This is a genomic window from Stenotrophomonas sp. MMGLT7, from assembly GCF_021168555.1.
Taxonomy (GTDB): Bacteria; Pseudomonadota; Gammaproteobacteria; order Xanthomonadales; family Xanthomonadaceae; genus MMGLT7.
In genome coordinates this window covers 1-17831 of record NZ_JAJOZS010000027.1, presented here as the reverse complement: position 1 = coordinate 17831, position 17831 = coordinate 1, and the positions used below count along the sequence as shown (strand labels likewise).

At 67.6% G+C, this 17831-nt stretch carries 13 protein-coding genes; 6 read left to right on the top strand and 7 right to left on the bottom strand.

Going from position 1 to position 17831, the window contains the following annotated elements; all coding sequences use genetic code 11:
- Together LRX76_RS18420 and galE are read left to right on the top strand one after the other, a co-directional pair.
- Nucleotides 1-377 (top strand): sugar nucleotide-binding protein (locus LRX76_RS18420; RefSeq protein WP_231807089.1); only part of this gene is annotated, 377 nt, incomplete at its 5' end.
- A 6-nt stretch (nt 378-383) separates the two neighbouring features.
- Nucleotides 384-1397, top strand: coding sequence for a UDP-glucose 4-epimerase GalE (galE, locus tag LRX76_RS18415; RefSeq protein WP_331716794.1), 1014 nt, complete (start codon nt 384-386; stop codon nt 1395-1397).
- Nucleotides 1398-1644: 247 nt separating this feature from the next.
- Here galE and LRX76_RS18410 read toward each other — a convergent pair whose 3' ends face one another.
- The 6 genes from LRX76_RS18410 to LRX76_RS18385 all read right to left on the bottom strand — a co-directional run bounded on the left by LRX76_RS18410 (nt 1645) and on the right by LRX76_RS18385 (nt 7588).
- A complete protein-coding gene (locus LRX76_RS18410) occupies nt 1645-3858 on the bottom strand; it encodes a YjbH domain-containing protein (protein WP_269450962.1) in 2214 nt (737 codons plus the stop codon).
- Nucleotides 3855-4640: a capsule biosynthesis GfcC family protein gene (locus LRX76_RS18405; protein ID WP_231807088.1), complete on the bottom strand. Its 786-nt coding sequence runs from the start codon at nt 4638-4640 to the stop codon at nt 3855-3857. The genes LRX76_RS18410 and LRX76_RS18405 overlap by 4 nt, the downstream gene beginning before the upstream one ends.
- A 4-nt stretch (nt 4641-4644) precedes the next feature.
- On the bottom strand, nt 4645-5340 hold the full coding sequence (locus LRX76_RS18400) for a YjbF family lipoprotein (RefSeq protein ID WP_231807087.1): 696 nt from the start codon (nt 5338-5340) through the stop codon (nt 4645-4647).
- 4 nt (nt 5341-5344) lie between these two features.
- The gene (locus LRX76_RS18395; protein WP_231807086.1) at nt 5345-6445 is read right to left on the bottom strand and encodes a polysaccharide biosynthesis/export family protein; all 1101 of its coding nucleotides are present in this window, start codon (nt 6443-6445) and stop codon (nt 5345-5347) included.
- 89 nt (nt 6446-6534) lie between these two features.
- Nucleotides 6535-6849: a hypothetical protein gene (locus LRX76_RS18390; protein WP_231807085.1), complete on the bottom strand. Its 315-nt coding sequence runs from the start codon at nt 6847-6849 to the stop codon at nt 6535-6537.
- A 67-nt stretch (nt 6850-6916) separates the two neighbouring features.
- Entirely contained in the window at nt 6917-7588 is a 672-nt protein-coding gene (locus tag LRX76_RS18385) for a phosphatase PAP2 family protein (RefSeq protein WP_231807084.1), read from the bottom strand.
- A 184-nt stretch (nt 7589-7772) separates the two neighbouring features.
- Between LRX76_RS18385 and LRX76_RS18380 the strand changes: the two genes are divergently transcribed.
- Complete coding sequence (locus tag LRX76_RS18380) at nt 7773-9743, top strand: S9 family peptidase (protein WP_231807083.1); 1971 nt, start codon at nt 7773-7775, stop codon at nt 9741-9743.
- Between the two features lie 244 nt (nt 9744-9987).
- On the opposite strand, the gene LRX76_RS18375 is transcribed toward LRX76_RS18380, so the two are convergent.
- On the bottom strand, nt 9988-11748 hold the full coding sequence (locus LRX76_RS18375; RefSeq protein WP_231807082.1) for an oligopeptide:H+ symporter: 1761 nt from the start codon (nt 11746-11748) through the stop codon (nt 9988-9990).
- A gap of 185 nt (nt 11749-11933) precedes the next feature.
- Between LRX76_RS18375 and LRX76_RS18370 the strand changes: the two genes are divergently transcribed.
- From LRX76_RS18370 to LRX76_RS18360, 3 genes are all read left to right on the top strand, one after another.
- Complete coding sequence (locus tag LRX76_RS18370) at nt 11934-13892, top strand: oligopeptide transporter, OPT family (RefSeq protein ID WP_231807081.1); 1959 nt, start codon at nt 11934-11936, stop codon at nt 13890-13892.
- Between the two features lie 468 nt (nt 13893-14360).
- The gene (locus tag LRX76_RS18365; RefSeq protein ID WP_231807080.1) at nt 14361-16430 is read left to right on the top strand and encodes a S9 family peptidase; all 2070 of its coding nucleotides are present in this window, start codon (nt 14361-14363) and stop codon (nt 16428-16430) included.
- Nucleotides 16431-16509: 79 nt separating this feature from the next.
- On the top strand, nt 16510-17754 hold the full coding sequence (locus LRX76_RS18360) for a DUF819 family protein (protein WP_231807090.1): 1245 nt from the start codon (nt 16510-16512) through the stop codon (nt 17752-17754).
- Nucleotides 17755-17831: the final 77 nt, after the last annotated feature.

Below are 17831 nucleotides of genomic sequence, written 5' to 3'. Positions count from 1 at the left end.
TGGGCGCCGAGCGCGAGGAACTGACGGTGGTGGCCGACCAGGTCGGCACGCCGACGCCGGCGGCGCTGATCGCCGAGGTCACCGCGCAGGCGCTGGCGCATCCGGGCCAGTTGTCCGGCACCTGGCACCTGACCGCGCGCGGGCAGACCAGCTGGCATGGCTTTGCCGAGGCGATCTTCGCCGAGGCGGTGGCGCAGGGCGTACTGACCAAGGCGCCGCGGGTGCTGCCGATCACGACGGCGGACTACCCGACGTCGGCGCGGCGGCCGGGGTACTCGTGCCTGGACACGGCCCGGCTGCAGGATGACTTCGGCATTGTGCTGCCGGACTGGCGCGAGGGCGTGAAGTGGGTGGTTGGAGAAAAACTGCCATGTTGAAGGCAGATGCAAGAAGTCATCAATAGCCAAGGAAACAGCAGCACAATGAAAATTCTGGTATGCGGCGGTGCTGGCTACATCGGTAGTCATATGGTGCGATGGCTATCTGAGCATGGACATGAGGTGGTAGTGCTAGACAATTTCTCCACCGGACATCGTGGTGCAGTGCAGTGGGGCGAACTTCTGGAGGCCGACCTAATGGTGCCGGCGGATCTGCAGCCCGTGTTCGCAAGCCGGCATTTCGATGCGGTGATGCATTTCTGTGCACGCTCGCTGGTAGGAGAGTCGGTGACAGATCCGTATGCCTACTATGCCAATAACGTGACTGGCACGCTTAACTTGCTAGAGGCGATGCGTCGGCACGGAGTGGAACTGCTGGTATTTTCCTCCACTGCAGCGGTATTCGGTCAGCCGCAGTCGGAGTTGATTAGTGAGGATCACCCTAAGGCGCCCATCAATCCCTATGGGGCTAGTAAACTGATGGTCGAGCGCATCCTGGCTGACGCGGGACAGGCCTATGGTCTACGCTCAGTGGCGCTGCGCTATTTCAATGCCGCTGGTGCTACTCTCGATGCGCGCATTGGTGAGGCGCATGCATGCGAGACCCATCTGATCCCCAACGTACTCAAATCCGTGTTAGGCACCGGTGGTTCGCTGAAGGTGTTTGGCGATGACTACGCCACGCTGGATGGCACCTGCGTACGCGACTACGTACATGTGGAGGATTTGGCGCAAGCTCATCTATCAGCATTGAACTACCTTAAAGACAATCCTGGTGCCCACACATTCAATCTCGGCAACGGACAGGGATTTTCCGTGCGTCAGGTGATCGATGCGGCGGCGCGGGTTACGGGACGTAACGTGCCTTTTGAGGTGGCGTCACGGCGGGAAGGCGATCCGGCCAGCTTGGTGGCATCAGGACGCAAGGCGCGCGATACGCTGGGATGGACACCGATCTGGACTGATCTTGAGGCCATTATTGAAAGTGCTTGGCGCTGGCACCAATCTCCTGCTTTCTGAGCTTGTCCATATTTGTCCAGATTCTCGTGGAAGAACCTCATTGTGTTCGCTGGTGAGAGTGGCTAGAACGTGTGTATGAGGTGCCGCCGTCGCGGATCAACGGGTTTCAGACGAAGGGGGCATGGCAGCGGTTGGAGCGCGTTAACATCAAGTCGAACGGGATCGAGAAGTCGATGACCTTTGATCAATGTAGGTGTTCGGCCCCACGCTGCGCGACGCGCGAGAGTTGGGCCCTCAGGTGTCCGGGTTAACGATCGATCTTGTCCAAGTTCTCGTAGAAGAACCACTCGTTGCGATCACTGGTGAGCGGGTAGAGCGCGTACTTGCGGCCAAGCATGGCACCGCCGTCGCGGATCAGCGGGTTCCAGACGAAGGTGGCGCGGGAGCGGTTGGAGCGCGGCAGCATGGAGTCGAACGGGATCGTGAAGTAGATGCCCTTGTCGAAGCTGCCCTCGCCGAACTCCTCGGCCGAGACGTTGGTCTTGGTGGCGTAGGCGCCCATGGTGACGCCGTTGCGGAATACCCGCGCCACGTCCAGGGTGGCGCCCCAGTCGCCGGCCAGGTAGCGGCCGGCGCTGAGCGAGGCCAGCACGCGCTGCTCGCGGCCGAAGGCGTAGTAGAAGGTGGCGTGGCCGGTGGCGATGTCGTAGTCGCGCAGGCCGAAGTGCTGGTCGTAGTCGCGCTGCCTGACCCAGTTGGCATTGATGCCCAGCGCCCAGCGCTCGCCCATCGGGCGGTACAGCAGCTCGCCGCCGGCGCCGGCATACATCCATTCCAGGTAGCCGGCGTAGGCGATGCCGTACAGGTCGCGCCCGAGCTTACCGGCCGTGGTCAGCTGCAGGTTGGGCACGGTGATGTCCGAGGTGGTCATGTACTGGCGCAGGTCGGTGCGCACGCGCGGCATGTTGCTGGGCGCGTCGTACTTGAACTTGTCGTAGTTGTTGACCAAGTTGCCGCTCACCGTGCCGGTCAGCCACAGGTTGCGGGTGAAGAAGTAGCTGCCGGTGTAGTTGGCCGCGATCTGGTACAGGATGAAGCCGTCGGGGCCGCCGAGGTTCTGTTTGTAGCCGATGTTGAAGCCGCCGCCGAAGCGCTTGATCGGTGCCTGGTAAAGCACCTCGCGCTGCTGCTGCGTGGGCGGATTGAGCTCGGTGGCGAGCTTGAGCTGCTGCAGGTCGGTGCGGTGCTCGAGGTAGTCGACGAAGGTGTCGCGCTTGATGCTGGTCTCGGAGATCGGCATGCCCAGGCGGGTATTGAGCAGGGTGAACCACTCGATGTCCGGATCGACCGAGTTGTCGAGGATGCGGGCGCTGCGGCCCAGCCCCTGGGCCGGGTGGAAGTAGCGCAGCTGCTGCCCGTCCACCACCAGTTCCGGGCCGCGGCGCGAGATCTGCCGCACCTGGAAGCCGGCATTCCTGCGCAGGCGCGTGGCTACGTCCTGCCAGTCGGTGGCATCGGTACCGGGTTGGGCATCGTCGCGTCCAGCGGTCGTGGCCATGCCGCCCTGGATGCCGTGCTGCGCGCCAGCATCGATGGTCGCCGACGTGCCCGCGGCAGATGCATCGCGGGCGCGCAGCGGTTCGGGCTTGGGGTCGAGCAGCTTGGCCATCGCCGGCGACCTGGCGGGGTTACTGCGCAGGGTGAGGGCGAACATGGCGGTATTGCCGCGTTCCCAGCCGGCGCTCAGCACGATATTGCGGTTGACGGTGAACACCGCACCCAGGTTGAAGGGCGAATCCTGCTCCTGGTTATTGTTCTGCGGCTCGTTCTTGTAGTCGTTGCCGTCGTATTCCAGCTTGAGCTGCAGCCGGTCCCACGGCGTCTGGTAGGCGATGCCACCGAATACGCCGACGCGGCCGCGGAACATGGAGTCGAAGCTGACGTCGCCCCAGCGTCCGGTGCTGGAGCGCTGCTTGAACTTGTCGTCGATCGCACCCAGCGGGTTGCTGAAGTCGCCGCGGTTGCCGATGTAGCCGGTGGCCAGGCCTAGGCTGGCATCGACCGGGCCGAAACGCTTGCTGGCAACCAGGTACTCGCTGGCGAACAGGCCGGTGCCGCCGAAATCGCGGAAGCCCAGTGCGACTTCCGGCAGCCAGCGGCTCTCCTGCCACAGCCGAACCTTGAAGTCGAGCGACTTGTCCTTGTAGTTCTGGTCCCCGCTCAGGCCGGGCGCGCCATAGCGGCGGTTGGCCACGCTGATGTAGCGGAACGCGCCTTCGAACCAGGGGAACGGCTGCATGGTGAGGTTGTAGCGGCTGTAGGGCGAGGTGTGCGAGGCGGTGAGGGCGATCTCGCCTTCCTCGGCCATGCGCGCGGTCGGGGTCTGCAGCAGGCCGATGTTGCCCCAGTCGCTGGCGGTGGGCGCAGGTCCTTCCTGCGCATACACGGCGGCGGAGGTGGCCAGCGCCAGCAGGCTGAGCGTGCAGCGGGCCAGGCCGGGAACGGTGCGATGCGGCTTCAAGGCGAAACTCCGGGCGCCGGCAGCAGTTGCGTCGCCAGGAAGCGGGCGAACTCGGCGTTGAAATCGGGGGCGGTCTTGCGGAGGGCGTGCTGCGCCAGCGGCACGTACACGATGGCGCCCGGCGCCAGCGGCTGCGGTGCGCTGCGGTTCCAGGCGGCGATGCCGATCTGCTGGACCTGGCCGTCGGGCTGCACGACGTACGCCACGTCGCGGTCGGCGACCGTGGTGGCGGGGCAGGCCGCCAGGTAGGCCCGGGCCGCTTGCAGCGGCACGTGCGGGACTTGGCAGGAACGGGCGACCGCACCGACGATGCGGACGTGGTCCGGGCGCAGCGGGTAGACCACGCGGTCGCCGGCGGCGGCCAGCGGATTGTCGGCGGTCTGGATTTCCAGTTGGCGCGGCTCCAGCAACTGCGGGACACGGCCGGTGACCGGCAGCGTCTGCAGCCATTGCGCCTGCGTGGCGGCGGTCGCCGCCAGTTCGCTGTCCGGCTGTGCCTGCAACTGCTGCAGGTCGTACAGCAGCCCGGCTTTGAGCCTCACCTGCTCGGTATATGCAGCCTGGCGCAGCAGCGCGGCGCCCAGCGGATAGGCCGTGGCATCGGGCCTGGCGGCCAGCACCGCTTCGCTCAGGCGATGGCCTGCCGGCACCGGGTACTGGCCGGGGGCGTGCACGGCGCCCTCGACCGTTACCGTGACCGGCGCGGCGGCGGGTTGGGCAGCCGCGGGAAAAGCGACTGCCGATTGCAGGGCCAGCAGGGCGGCCAGGCGGAGAAAGGACATGCGGCTAGGACTTCGCGGGTCGGTAGGGCTTGAGTTGCACGATCTCGACGGCGTGGCCGGGCGCCAGGTACTGCCGGCTTTTCCAGATGAAGCCGCTCTCGGGATCGGCCCAATAGGTGTTGCTGCCGGACAGGCCGCCGCCATCGAGGGTTTCCTCGTAGCGTGCCAGGTGCAGCGTCCGCCCCAGGATGGTGACGTCTTCGGCACCGGTCCGGCGCAGGCTGCCGGTGACGGGCACGCCGTAGCGGTAGCCGGGCATCCAGTCGTAGCGGCGTTGTACGGCCACCGGGCCTTGCACCGACGGCAGGTCCAGGAATGGGTCCTCGCCCTCCACGCGGATGGCGACGGTCCGCCCCATGCCGGCCGAACCGGCGAGCAGGCCGTTGCCCTGCAGGTAGTAGACGGCGTTGCGGCCGGCGTACCAGACCTGGCGGCCGTCGTCGATCTGGCCGAGCACCAGCACCGCGCTGAGGTCTGGCGCCTGGATCAGCGCTTGCGGGTAGGGCAGGGCCGCGACTTGCTCGGCGGTCGGTGTGACGTCGGGGCGGCCCTGGAACAGCAGCCGGATCGCATCGCTGGTGGAGCGGCTGACCGTGGTGCAGCCGGTCGCGACGAGCGCGAGGCCGGCTGCCAGGATCAGCCCCATGCAGCGGGCCGGGAAGCACCGTGGATGCTGCCGCAATGCCGTGGTGTCCGGCATCGGATCAGTTTTCCAGGTCGTTGCTGGCGCTCGCGGCATTGCTGATGATCCCGGTGAACGGCAGCAACTGGTTCACGAAGCGGCTCCAGCGGGTGATACCGGCCGCGCCGACGAACACCACGTCGCCGGGTTGCAGGTGGAAATGGCTGGCCACGGCGAAGGCGCCGGGTGAGCGTGCCTCGAGCTGATAGATCACCGAGGGCTCCTGCTGCAAGTCGCGGGCGCCACGGATGACGTAGACCGCATTGCCGTTGGCGGTAATCTGTGCAAGGCCGCGCGCGCGGCCAATGGCTTGGCTGAGGGAGATGTCGCCGGTGCGGAAGTTGTAGGCGCCGGGCTGGCCCACCTCGCCGACCACGAAGACTTCTTTGCGGTCGAGATACGGCACATAGATGTTGTCGCCGGCCTTGAGATGGATCTGCCGGCCGCCGCTCTGCTGGGCGAAGCGTTCCAGGTCTATCTCGTAGGTGATGCCTTCGCGGGTGAGCTTGATTCCGGACAGGTCGCCCTCGCTGGGGTTGATGCCGGCCTGGCTGATGGCATCGCTCAGCGTCATCGGCGCGGTACCGATCGAGATCGTGGTCGGGTTGGCGGTGGCGCCGGTGACCCAGACGCGTTGGTTGGCATAGGTCAGGACCGCGACGTCGACCTGCGGCGATTCGACGTATTTGGCCAGTCGCTGGGTGATCTCGTCACGCAGTTGCCCTGGGGTCTTGCCGTCGGCCTGGACCTTGCCGATGTAGGGGTAGAACAGGGTGCCGTCGGCCTGTACCAGCCGCCCGGCGAGGTTGCCCTGCTGCTGCGAGCCTGCCGGCACCGTCAGCTCGGGGTGGTCCCAAACGGTGATGTAGAGAATGTCGCCCTTGCCTACGCGATAGGCATCAGGCTGGAAGTCGAGCAGGGCGGCAGGCAGCGTCTGTTCGGTCTGCGCGGCCTGGTTCATCGCGATCAGCTTGGGGGTGATCGGGATCAGTTCCAGGCGGCCGTCGTCGCTGGGACGGTCCTTGCTGATATCGCTGCTGCGCAGGTGCTGGCCCGGGGCCCAGACGCAGGCGGAAAGGGAGGCCGAGAGCAACAGGGCAGCCAGCAGGGGCGTGAGTTTCATCGTGGTTCCGTTCATTTGATTACGCCAGGCATAAAAAAACCCCCGCCAAGCTGCGCCCGGCGAGGGCCTTTGGATCTGGAGCTGGAGGATCAGCCGCCGGTGCCGCCGGTGCCACCCGTACCGCCGGTGCCACCTGTACCGCCGGTACCACCACCGCCATCACCGCCGCCGCCGCCATTGCCGCCGTCGTCGTCCTCGCCGCTGGAGCTATCGCCCGCGACGGTATAGAGAGCTGCCGCGGCAGCAACGCTGGCGGCGACAGTGGCCACGGTCTCGACGGTCGAGTAGTCGGTGGCCACCGGGCCGGCCAACTGGTCGCTCGATTCGGGCTGCTGGGCCTGCGGAGCAGCCCATGCAGGCGACGTCAGAGCCAGGGCAATGGCCGTTACGATCAACTTCTTCATGGGGGACTCCTGAAATCCGTATGGAAGAAATGTACAGTCCGGATGCTGTCGTAATGCCGCACCCTTGTCAATCGTTTTTTGTTTCTTGTTGCACTGCGATTGAAGTGGGCTTTTCCTCGCCCCTGGCGGCGCGCCGGTGCAGCCAACCGCGGCTGTAAGTCTCGTCCCGGCCTGAGACAGACTTGACAAGGGCGATGACCAACTGGTGCGTGCTGGCGGTGGGGGGCAGAAGGGTCTGGATGCCGAGTGCGAGGACGGCCGGGACCAGCCATTTCCAGGCCGGCAGCGCCGCCGCCCTTGCCGGCCAGTGCGACAGCGGCCAGGCCGCCGCGAGGCCGCCGAGCAGGAACCCGGCGATGACCTCGGACGGGGAATGCGCCCGCAGCGGCAGCCTGGAGTAGGCGATGGCGGCGGCCAGGGCAAGGCCGGCGATCACGAGCCAGCGTCGCGATACGTGGCGGCCGGTGCCCAGCAGGGCGGCCAGCGGCGGGTAGATGCAGGCGGACATCGCCGCATGGCCGCTGAAGCCGGTGAAGTCCAGCGCCGCAGATCCGATGCCCCAGCCCATGAATGCGATCTTGGAGCAGAGCACGATCAGCGAGGTGACGCCGACGGCGATGGCCCAGCGCGTGGCCGTGCGCCAGGGCAGGGTGCCCGAGATGCCGGACAGGACGATGAGCAGCACGGCGGCAGGCAGCAGCCATTTGCTGTTGCCCAGTTCGGAAAGCCAGATCCACATGAGCGGGCGGGGAGGGGAGGCATCTCACCGTAACCCGAAGCGCCCTGCTGGTGGCTGAGTGGAGAACCGGCCTGTTATCGGCCTATGGTGCCGTGCGTACACGGCCGGTCTTGAAAGAGCGGGCGGCTTCGTGGCAATTTCCGGTTCGAGGCACGGTCTGGTGCCAGGGAAATCGGGGAAAAGGATGAAGTACGGGGTAAGGATCGCGGCGCTGGCCATGCTGGCGTTGGCGGGCGGTGCGTTCGCGCAGGTGGATGTCGAGGCCTTCGTCAAGAAGGACAAGTTCACCGATATCAAGATCTCGCCGACCGGCGAGTACTTCGCCGCGACGATACCGCAGGAGGACAAGACCGCGCTGGCGATCATCCGGCGCTCGGACAACAGTCTTGCCGGCAGCTTTGCGCTGGGCAGGAACACCCATGTCGGCAGCTTCGACTGGGTCAGCGACCAGCGCGTGCTGATCGGCATCTCCGAGAAGTACGGCCAGCTCGACAAGCCGCAGCCGACCGGCGAGTTGTATGCGATCAACGCCGACGGCAGCGGTGCCGACCTGCTGGTGGGCTACCGCGTTGCCGGTCGCGGTGTCGGCACACGGATCCAGCCGAAGAAGGTGGAATCGGTCGCGGCCTTCCTCACCGATACGCTGCCCGGCGACGATCGCGGCGTGGTGGTGTCGGTATGGCCGATGACGGGGGATGACCCCTTCACCCGCGCCGAACGCCTGGACGTGGTGTCGGGCCGGCGCACGGTACTGGCGCGGGCGCCGGTGCGGCGCGCCAGCTTCGCCACCGACAACCGTGGCGTCGTGCGCTTTGCGCTGGGTGCCGGCAGCGACAACGTGCGCAAGCTGTACTACCGCGATGGCGAGGCCGCGGCCTGGACGCTGATCGCCGACGAGGCCCTGCATGACCGCGTGGAAGTGCCGCTGGGTTTCTCGGAGGACGACCGTACCGCCTATATCCAGGTGGAGAGCGAGCGCGGGCCCGATGCGATCGTGGCGATGGATATCGCCAGCGGCCAGCGGCGGCAGGTGCTGCGCGACGAGACCGCCGATCCGCTGCGCATCATCTATCGCAACGGTACCTCGATCCCGGTCGGTGCCATGGTGATGGCGGGCAAGCCGCGGACGCTGTTCTTCGACGACGCTTCGCCGGAGGCACGCATGTATCGCAGCATGGAGGCGGCGTTCGGCGGGGAAGCGGTGTTCATCACGTCCAGCAGCAAGGACGGCAGGCTGGCGTTGATCCAGACCTGGTCCGGCGGCAATCCGGGCGATTTCTTCATCTTCGATACGGTGGCGAAGAAGGCCGAGTACCTGCTCAGCCGCCGTGAATGGTTCGACCCGGCCACGATGGCGAGCGTGCGCCCGATCTCGCTGCAGGCGCGCGATGGATTGCAGCTGCACGGCTACCTGACCGTGCCCCAAGGCCGCGACGACGGCAAGCTGCCGATGGTAGTGATGCCGCATGGCGGTCCGTTCGGCGTCTTCGACACCTGGGGTTTCGACGAGGAGGCGCAGTTGCTGGCCGCTGCCGGCTACGCCGTGCTGCAGGTCAATTTCCGCGGTTCCGGCAACTACGGCCGCGCCTTCCGCCAGGCCGGCGGGCGGCAGTGGGGCGGCGCCATGCAGGATGATGTCACCGACGCCACGCGCTGGGCGATTGAGCAGGGGATCGCCGATGCCGGGCGCATCTGCATCTACGGGGCCAGCTATGGTGGCTATGCCGCGTTGATGGGCGCGGCGAAGGAGCCGGACCTGTATCGCTGCGCGGCGGGCTACGTCGGCGTCTACGACCTGCCGATGATGTTCACCACCGGCGACATCCAGCAGCGCGGCTCGGGCGAGAACTACCTGAAGCAGTGGCTGGGCGAGCGCGAAAGCCTGGCGGCGGTTTCCCCGGTCAACCTGGCCGCCCGCATCAAGGTGCCGGTGTTCCTGGCGGCCGGCGGCAAGGACGAGCGCGCGCCGATCCAGCACTCGCGGCGGATGCAGGCGGCACTGGCCAAGGCCGGCGTGCCGGTGGAAACCCTGTACTACGACACCGAGGGGCACGGTTTCTACACCGAGCCGCACCAGCGCGAGTACTACACCCGCCTGCTGGATTTCCTCTCGCGCCAGCTGGGAGGGCAGGTGGCCAAGGCGGGCACGCCCTAGATATGTCGGTCGGTCTGTCGAATAGGCGCCTGTAGGCCTGTATGTAGGCCTGTAGGAGCGACTTCAGTCGCGATGGGGCTCTACCGGGAAGGCCTCATCGCGACTGAAGTCGCTCCTACGGGTCATAGGGTTGACTGCACGGGCCGGTGGCATGCACGACGCGTCAAGGTTCCGGGTGCGTATGTCGGTGGTGCGGCGGCGGGCCAAGGCCGCCCTATGCCGTCGTACGGAAAGGAGCAGGCGATCAGCGCGCGCCGTGCATCATCCGCCGCAGCAGCGGCGAGGCCAGCAGCGCGATCGCCGCGCAGCCCAGGCCGATCCACATCATCAGCCAGAACAGGTGGCTGTAGCGGGCGGCGGCCTCGGCCATGTCCATGACTTGGCCTTCGGGCACCTCGATCGCGGCGAGCTTGCCGAACAGCGCCGCCAGGGCTTCGGAAAACGCGGTGGCCAGGAACCAGGTTCCCATCATCAGGCTGACCACGCGTGGCACCGCCAGTTGGGTCACCGCGGACAGGCCCACAGGCGACAGGCACATCTCGCCGATTTCCAGGATCAGGTACGCCAGCACCAGCCACCACACGCTGGCCATGACGCCGCTGGCCCCGGCCTGTTGAGCGGCCAGCGCCAGCGGCACGAACGAGAGCCCGGCGAAGGCGAGTCCGAAGGCGGACTTGACCGGCTTGGAGGGATCGGCGCCGTGCCGGTCCAGCCACGCCCACAGCGCCGCGAACAGCGGCGCCAGCAGCACCAGGAACAGCGCGCCCAGGTAGGTCAGCGAGCCGGCGGTCTGCGGCAGCACGATGCAGTCGCGCACCAGGAACACCAGCATCAGCACCGAGACCGCGATGAACGTGACGCGTGGCGCCACCGAAGCCGGATTGCGGTCCGACAGCGAGGCGGCCACCACGAAGCCCAGTGGCGCCAGCAGCAGCGAGACGATCGACCACGGCAGCGGCGCGCCGCCCTGGATCACCAGCGCCGGTGCGATGTCCTTGGTCAGCATGCGGTCGGTGAAGGTGACCCAGGAGCCGTAGGTCTGCTCGTACAGGGTGAAGAACACCAGTGCCATGAAGATCAGCGCCATCAGCGCCAGCATCTGTTGCCGCTGAAGCGGCGTGCACTGGCTGCCGGTGAACCAGGCGAACCACACCAGCACGCCGCCCAGTACCACCAGCATCAGCATCAGCGCCAGCGAGATCTCCCCGCCCAGGGCGAAGGCGCCGTTGCCCGCGGCCCACATCAGCCAGGCCACCGGCAGCACGCCGAGCACGGCGCACAGGTAGATCAGCCATTCGCGGCGGATGCCGGCCACCGGCTCGCGCAGTCGGGCCGGTGTGGCGGGTTCGGCATGGCCGTGCAGGTACTTCTGTCCCCATAGGAAGGTGGCCAGTCCGGCCAGCATGCCGATGCCGGCCGCGCCGAAGCCGTAGCGCCAGCCATAGGCCTCGCCGAGGAAGCCGCACACCAGCGAGGCGAACAGCGAGCCCAGGTTGATGCCGGCATAGAACAGCGAGAAGCCGGAATCGCGGCGCGGGTCGTTCTCGGCATACAGCTTGCCGACGATGGTGGAGATGTTGGGCTTGAGGAAGCCGACGCCGACGATGATCAGCGCCAGCGACAGGTAGGTGGTGGCCAGCGCCGACTCGTCGCGCACCACCGTGCCGGCCACGCGGCTGGCGGCATGGCCCTCGAATGCCATGCCCAGGTGGCCGAGCACCAGCAGCACGCCGCCGAACACCACCGCCTTGCGCATGCCCAGCCAGCGGTCGGCGACCAGGCCGCCGAACACCGGGATGCAGTACACCAGCCCGCCGTAGGCGCCCAGCAGGTCGTAGCCGGCCTTGTCGCCGAACAGGTGGTACTTGGTGAGGTAGAGCAGCAGCAGCGCCTTCATGCCGTAGAAGGAGAAGCGCTCCCACATCTCGGTGAAGAAGCACACGTACACGCCCTTGGGATGGCCGAGGAAGTCGTCGCGGGAGACTTGGGCTGCGATCTGGCGCATGGGCCTGGGCATGGCAGTGAAGCGCCGGAGTATAGGGGGAGCCGGGATTGGGGATTGGGGATTGGAGAAAAGCAGGACCATGGCTTTTGCGAATCCCCAATCCCCAATCCCCAATCCCAGCCCCCAACTGGACTTGATTGGTTGCAGGCGATAGCGTGTGCCGGATTTTTCCTGTGGGGATCCCCATGAATACTGCTGCGCCGCGCCAGCTCACCCTGCGCGCCGTCATCCTGGCCATTGTCCTGGCCGTGGTGCTTTCGGCGGCCAACGCCTACCTGGGCCTGTTCGCCGGCCTGACCATCGCCACCGCGATCCCCGCGGCGGTCGTCTCGATGGGCGTGCTGCGCCTGCTCGGCGGCGGCACGATCCTGGAGAACAACATCGTCCAGACCGGCGCCTCGGCCGGTTCCTCGATCGCCGCCGGCGTGATCTTCACCATCCCGGCGCTGGTGATCATGGGCTACTGGCCCGACTTCAAGTACTGGTGGGTGCTGGGCATCGCCGGCCTGGGCGGCCTGCTGGGCGTGCTGTTCTCGGTGCCGCTGCGGCGCTCGATGATCGTCGAGGACCCGCTGCCGTTCCCCGAGGGCAAGGCCGCGGCGGAGGTGCTCAAGGCCGGCGACAACCCGGGGCCGGGCCTGAGGATCCTGGCCGTCTCCGGTGCCATCGGCGCGCTGGTCAAGCTGGGTGCGGCCAGCGGCCTGCGGCTGATCCCCGACACCTGGGCGCAGGCGGCCTACCTCGGCAGCAGCCGGGTGGTCGGCTACTTCGGCACCAACCTGTCGCCGGCGCTGCTGGGCGTGGGTTACATCGTCGGGCTGAACGTCGGCATCGTCGTGCTGTCCGGTTCGGTGCTGTCCTGGCACATCGCCATCCCGCTGTACCAGGCCTTCTTCATGGGCAGCGATCCGGCGCTGGCGCAGGGCATCGCCGGTGCGCCGGCGGCCGATGCCGCCTTTGCCATCTGGGGCGCCAAGATCCGCTACCTCGGCGTGGGCACGATGCTGGTCGGCGGCGTATGGACGCTGTTTTCGCTGCGCAATTCGCTGCTGGGCGGCATCAAGAGCGGCTTCGCCGCCGCGCGCAAGAGCGCCGGCACCGAGGTGGTGGCCGAGACCGAGCGCGACCTGCCGATGAAGTGGATGCTGATCGCGCTGGTGGCGTTCACGCTGCCGCTGCTGGGGCTGTACCAGGAGATCGTCGGGCTGTGGCACGTCTCCATCCCGATGACGATCATCATGATCGTGGCCGGCTTCCTGTTCGTGTCGGTGTCGGCCTACCTGGCCGGCCTGATCGGCTCGTCCAACAACCCGGTCTCGGGCATCACCATCTCCACCATCCTGTTCGCCTCGGTGGTGCTGCTGCTGTTGCTCGGCAAGGACGGGCTGCTGCCGGTCGGCATCAGCGGCGCGCCGCTGGGCGCGGTGGCCGCGATCATGATCGGCGCGGTGGTGTGCTGCGCGGCGGCGGTCGGCGGCGACAACCTGCAGGACCTGAAGGCCGGCTACCTGGTCGGCGCCACGCCGTGGAAGCAGCAGCTGATGCTCGGCATCGGCGCGTTCTCCTGCGCGCTGATCATGGCGCCGGTGCTCAATCTGCTGGCCACCGCCTACGGCATCGGCCCGGCCACGCCCGAGCATCCGCAGTCGCTGGGCGCGCCGCAGGCCACGCTGATGGCCTCGGTGGCGCGCGGGCTGTTCGGCGGGCAGCTGCCGTGGGGGATGATCGGCATCGGCGCGGTGGTCGGCGCCGCCATCATCGCCCTCGACGAGCAGCTGAAGAAGCGCGGCGCGCGTTTCCGCGTACCGGTGCTGGCCGCGGCGATCGGCATCTACCTGCCGCTGGAACTGATGGTGCCGATCTTCCTCGGCGGCCTGCTGGCGCACCTGGTGGAGCGCTTCCACCGCATCCGCGCAGACGACGAGGAAGGCCGCGACCGCGTGCATCGTCCCGGCGTGCTGTTCTCGGCCGGCCTGATCACCGGCGAGGCGCTGATGGGCATCGCCATCGCCATTCCGATCGTGCTGTCCGGCCGCGCCGACGTGCTGTCGCTGCCCGATGCGCTGCACCTGAACCAGTGGATCGGCCTGCTGGTGCTGGCGCTCGTGGGGTGGCTGCTGTATCGCACCGGCAAGCGGGGTTGAGGAGCGGAGGCCAGGGGGCGGGGGCAGGAGCGGGGGGCAGGGACAGGCAATGCGCTCAACCTAGGCTGCTGCCGATCCCTTCTCCCGCTTGCGGGGGAAGGTGGCGCGTAGCGCCGGATGGGGGGGCTTTTGCTGTTGCTCGCCCATGCTCCAAACAGCCCCCATCCGCCCTTCGGGCACCTTCCCCCGCAAGCGGGAGAAGGGAGAGTCCTGAAAGCCGGCAGGTGACGAAGTGCCGTGGCCGCCTAAGGTGAGAGCATTGCACGCCCACCGCCCACCGCCCACCGCCCACCGCCCACCGCCCACCGCCCACCGCCCACCGTCCCCCGCCCCCCGCCCCCCGACCCCCGACCCCCGACCCCCGACCCCCGACACCCGACACCCGACACCCGACACCCGACACCCGACCTTTGCGCCGGCCGCCGGCCAGCGCATACCATCGGCGCTTTGCCGTTACCGGGAAGCCCGATGAATCTCCGTTACGCCCTGCTGCCGTTGTGCCTGTTGACTGCGATGCCGGCCGCGGCCGCCACCCGCGGCCTCGACGTGCGCGACCTGGTCGCGCTGGACCGCGTGTCCTCGCCGACGCTCACCCCTGACGGCGGCGTGCTGGTGTTCGCCAAGCGCGAGATGGACGTGGCCGCGACCAAGGCCAGCACCGGGCTGTGGGTGCGCAACCTGCGCACGCGCGACGCGGCGCCGCCGAAGCGGCTCACCCCGGAGGGCTGGAACGTCAATTCGCCGGAGATTTCCGGCGACGGCAGCACCGTGTACTTCCTCAGCGCCAAGAACGGCAGCCAGCAGCTGTACGCGATGGCGCTGGATGGCGGCGACCCGCGCCAGCTGACCGATTTCGCCGTCGACGTGGACAGCTACCGGCTCTCGCCGCAGGGCGACCGCATCGCCTTCAGTGCCGGCGTGTTCCAGGACTGCGGTTCGGACCTGGCATGCAGCAAGCAGCGGCTGGACGCAAAGGTGGCGGCCAAGGCCTCCGGGGTGGTGTTCGACTCGCTGTTCGTGCGCCACTGGGATACGTGGAACGATGGCCGCCGCAACACGGTGTTCGTGGCCCCGCTTCCGGCCGCCGGCGAGAAGCCGGTGGTGGGCGCGTCCGCGCTCAGCGCGACGCTGGCCGGCGACATTCCCTCCAAGCCGTTCGGCGGCAGCGAGGACTATGCCTGGGCGCCGGACGGCCGGTCGCTGGTGGCCAGCGTGCGCGTCGCCGGCCGCGAGGAACCGTGGTCGACCAACTTCGACCTGTATCGCCTCGATGCCGCCGGCCGGCAGGCGCCGGTGAACCTGACCGCGGCCAATCCGGCCTGGGACGCCGGCCCGGTGTTCAGCGCCGACGGCAAGACCCTGTACTACCAGGCGATGAAGCGCCCCGGCTTCGAGGCCGACCGCTTCGGCCTGATGGCGATGGACCTGGCCAGCGGCCGCACCCGCGAGATCGCGCCCGGCTGGGACCGCTCGGCCGGCGGCATCGTGCTGTCCGCCGATGGCACGGCCATCTACACCAGCGCCGACGACATGGGCGAACATCCGCTGTTCCGCGTCGACATCGCTAGCGGCAAGGTCGACAAGCTGGTGGGCGAGGGCAGCATCGGTTCGCCGGCGGTCGCCGGTCCGACCCTGGCCTTCACCCGCAACTCGCTCAAGAGCGGCGACCAGATCCTGGTCACCGACGCCGAGGCACAGGCGCCGCTGCGCGCGATCACGCCCAGCGCCGCGGAGATGCTGCCGGACGTGGCCTTCGGCGACTACGAGCAGTTCCAGTTCAAGGGCTGGAACAACGACACCGTGTACGGCTACGTGCTCAAGCCGTACGACTACCAGGAAGGGCGCAAGTACCCGGTCGCGTTCCTGATCCACGGCGGCCCGCAGGGCAGCTTCGGCAACGGCTGGAGCTATCGCTGGAACCCGCAGACCTACGCCGGCCAGGGCTACGCGGTGGTGATGATCGACTTCCACGGTTCCACCGGCTACGGCCAGGCGTTCACCGACGCGATCAGCCAGCACTGGGGCGACCGTCCGCTGGAGGACCTGCAGAAGGGCTGGGCGGCGGCACAGCAGCAGTACCCGTTCCTCGACGGCGGCAAGGCCTGCGCGCTGGGTGCCAGCTACGGCGGCTTCACGGTCAACTGGATCGCCGGCAACTGGAACGAACCCTGGAAGTGCCTGGTCAACCACGACGGCGTGTTCGACCAGCGCATGATGGGCTACGCCACCGAGGAACTGTGGTTCACCGAGTGGGAGCAGGGCGGCACGGCCTACGACAGGCCAGAGGCCTACGAGAAGTTCAACCCGGTCAACCACGTCAAGGACTGGAAGGTGCCGATGCTGGTGATCCATGGCCAGCAGGACTTCCGCATCCCGGTCGAGCAGGGGCTGGGCGCGTTCACCGCGCTGCAGCGCAAGGGCATCGAGTCCAAGTTCCTGTACTTCCCCGACGAGAACCACTGGGTGCTCAAGCCGCAGAACAGCATCCTGTGGCACGACACCGTCAACGGCTGGCTCAGGCAGCACATCGGCCAGTAGTCCTTGTGCGGGCCACCTGCGGGTGGCCCGCGTCGTTTCCCTACTTGGAGAACCATCGTCGATGGCGATCGAATCCGGCGTGCCGGCAGAACCGGCGATCATCAGCAACGACATCGTCCTGCTCGGGCTGATCTCCGCAACGCTTGGCGTGATCTTCTGGCTGGCCAGCGGGCCGACCCCGTTCTGGAGGAAGTTCTTCGCCTGGGTGCCGGCGCTGCTGCTGTGCTACTTCGTCCCCGCGCTGTACAACACCGTGGGCCTGATCGACGGCGAGAACAGCAGCCTGTACAACCCGGTCGCCAGCCGGGTGATGCTGCCGGCGGCACTGGTGCTGCTGACGCTGTCGGTGGACCTGAAGGGCATCCTCAAGCTCGGGCCGCGGCTGCTGTTCGTGTTCTGCGCCGGCACCATCGGGGTGGTGCTCGGTGCGATCGTCTCGTTCCAGGTGATGGAATGGGTGCATCCGCCGGCGGTGGCCGGCGATACCTGGAAGGGCATGGCGGCGCTGTCGGGCAGCTGGATCGGCGGCGGCGCCAACATGGTCGCCATCCGCGAGGTCTACGGCGTCGATGCCACGCTGTTCGGCCAGTTCGCCGTGGTGGACGTGGCCTTCGCCAGCCTGTGGATGGCGACCCTGCTCTTCCTGGCCAACCGCGCTGCCCAGATCGACGCGCGCAGCGGCGCCGACACCCGCGCGCTGGACGAGATGAAGGAACGCATCGCCGCCTACGAGGCCGCCAATGCGCGCATGCCGACCCTGACCGACCTGATGATCATCGTCGGTCTGGCCTTCGGTACGGTGGGCCTGGCCCACGCCGTCGCCACCCCGTTGGCGGCGTGGTTCGGTGCCAACGTGGCGGCCGCGCCGCAGTTCAGCCTGGACTCGCCGTTCGTCTGGGTGGTGGTGATGTCCACCGCGGCCGGGCTGGGGTTGAGCTTCACCCGGGTGCGGCGGATGGAGAGCGTCGGCGCCTCGCGGATGGGGACGGTATTCCTGTATTTCCTGATCGCCTGCATCGGCATGCAGATGGACTTCATGAAGCTGGCCAGCCGGCCCGAACTGCTGGCCATCGGCGGGATCTGGATGGCGGTGCACGTGCTGGTGATCTGGGGCGCGGCGCGCATGGTCAAGGCGCCGCTGTTCTATTTCGGCGTCGGATCGATGGGCAACATCGGCGCGGCGGCGTCCGCCCCGGTCATCGCCGCCGCCTTCCACCCCAGCCTGGCGCCGGTGGGCGTGCTGCTGGGTACGGTCGGCTACGCCACCGGCACGGTGATCGCCTATGGCCTGGGCCAGGTGCTGCGGTTGATGGCCGGGCAGTAGCCGTCCCTCCGGCACGGCTCGCATCTGTAGGAGCGACTTCAGGCGCGATGGGGCTCTACCGGTAGAGCCCCATCGCG

Coding starts and splice junctions, on each gene's coding strand:
- LRX76_RS18390 (WP_231807085.1), bottom strand. CDS start 6,849: ATGAAGAAGTTGATCGTAACGGCCATTGCCCTGGCTCTGACGTCGCCT.
- LRX76_RS18395 (WP_231807086.1), bottom strand. CDS start 6,445: ATGAAACTCACGCCCCTGCTGGCTGCCCTGTTGCTCTCGGCCTCCCTT.
- LRX76_RS18375 (WP_231807082.1), bottom strand. CDS start 11,748: ATGCGCCAGATCGCAGCCCAAGTCTCCCGCGACGACTTCCTCGGCCAT.
- LRX76_RS18385 (WP_231807084.1), bottom strand. CDS start 7,588: ATGTGGATCTGGCTTTCCGAACTGGGCAACAGCAAATGGCTGCTGCCT.
- LRX76_RS18365 (WP_231807080.1), top strand. CDS start 14,361: ATGAATCTCCGTTACGCCCTGCTGCCGTTGTGCCTGTTGACTGCGATG.
- galE (WP_331716794.1), top strand. CDS start 384: ATGCAAGAAGTCATCAATAGCCAAGGAAACAGCAGCACAATGAAAATT.
- LRX76_RS18380 (WP_231807083.1), top strand. CDS start 7,773: ATGAAGTACGGGGTAAGGATCGCGGCGCTGGCCATGCTGGCGTTGGCG.
- LRX76_RS18405 (WP_231807088.1), bottom strand. CDS start 4,640: ATGTCCTTTCTCCGCCTGGCCGCCCTGCTGGCCCTGCAATCGGCAGTC.
- LRX76_RS18400 (WP_231807087.1), bottom strand. CDS start 5,340: ATGCCGGACACCACGGCATTGCGGCAGCATCCACGGTGCTTCCCGGCC.
- LRX76_RS18370 (WP_231807081.1), top strand. CDS start 11,934: ATGAATACTGCTGCGCCGCGCCAGCTCACCCTGCGCGCCGTCATCCTG.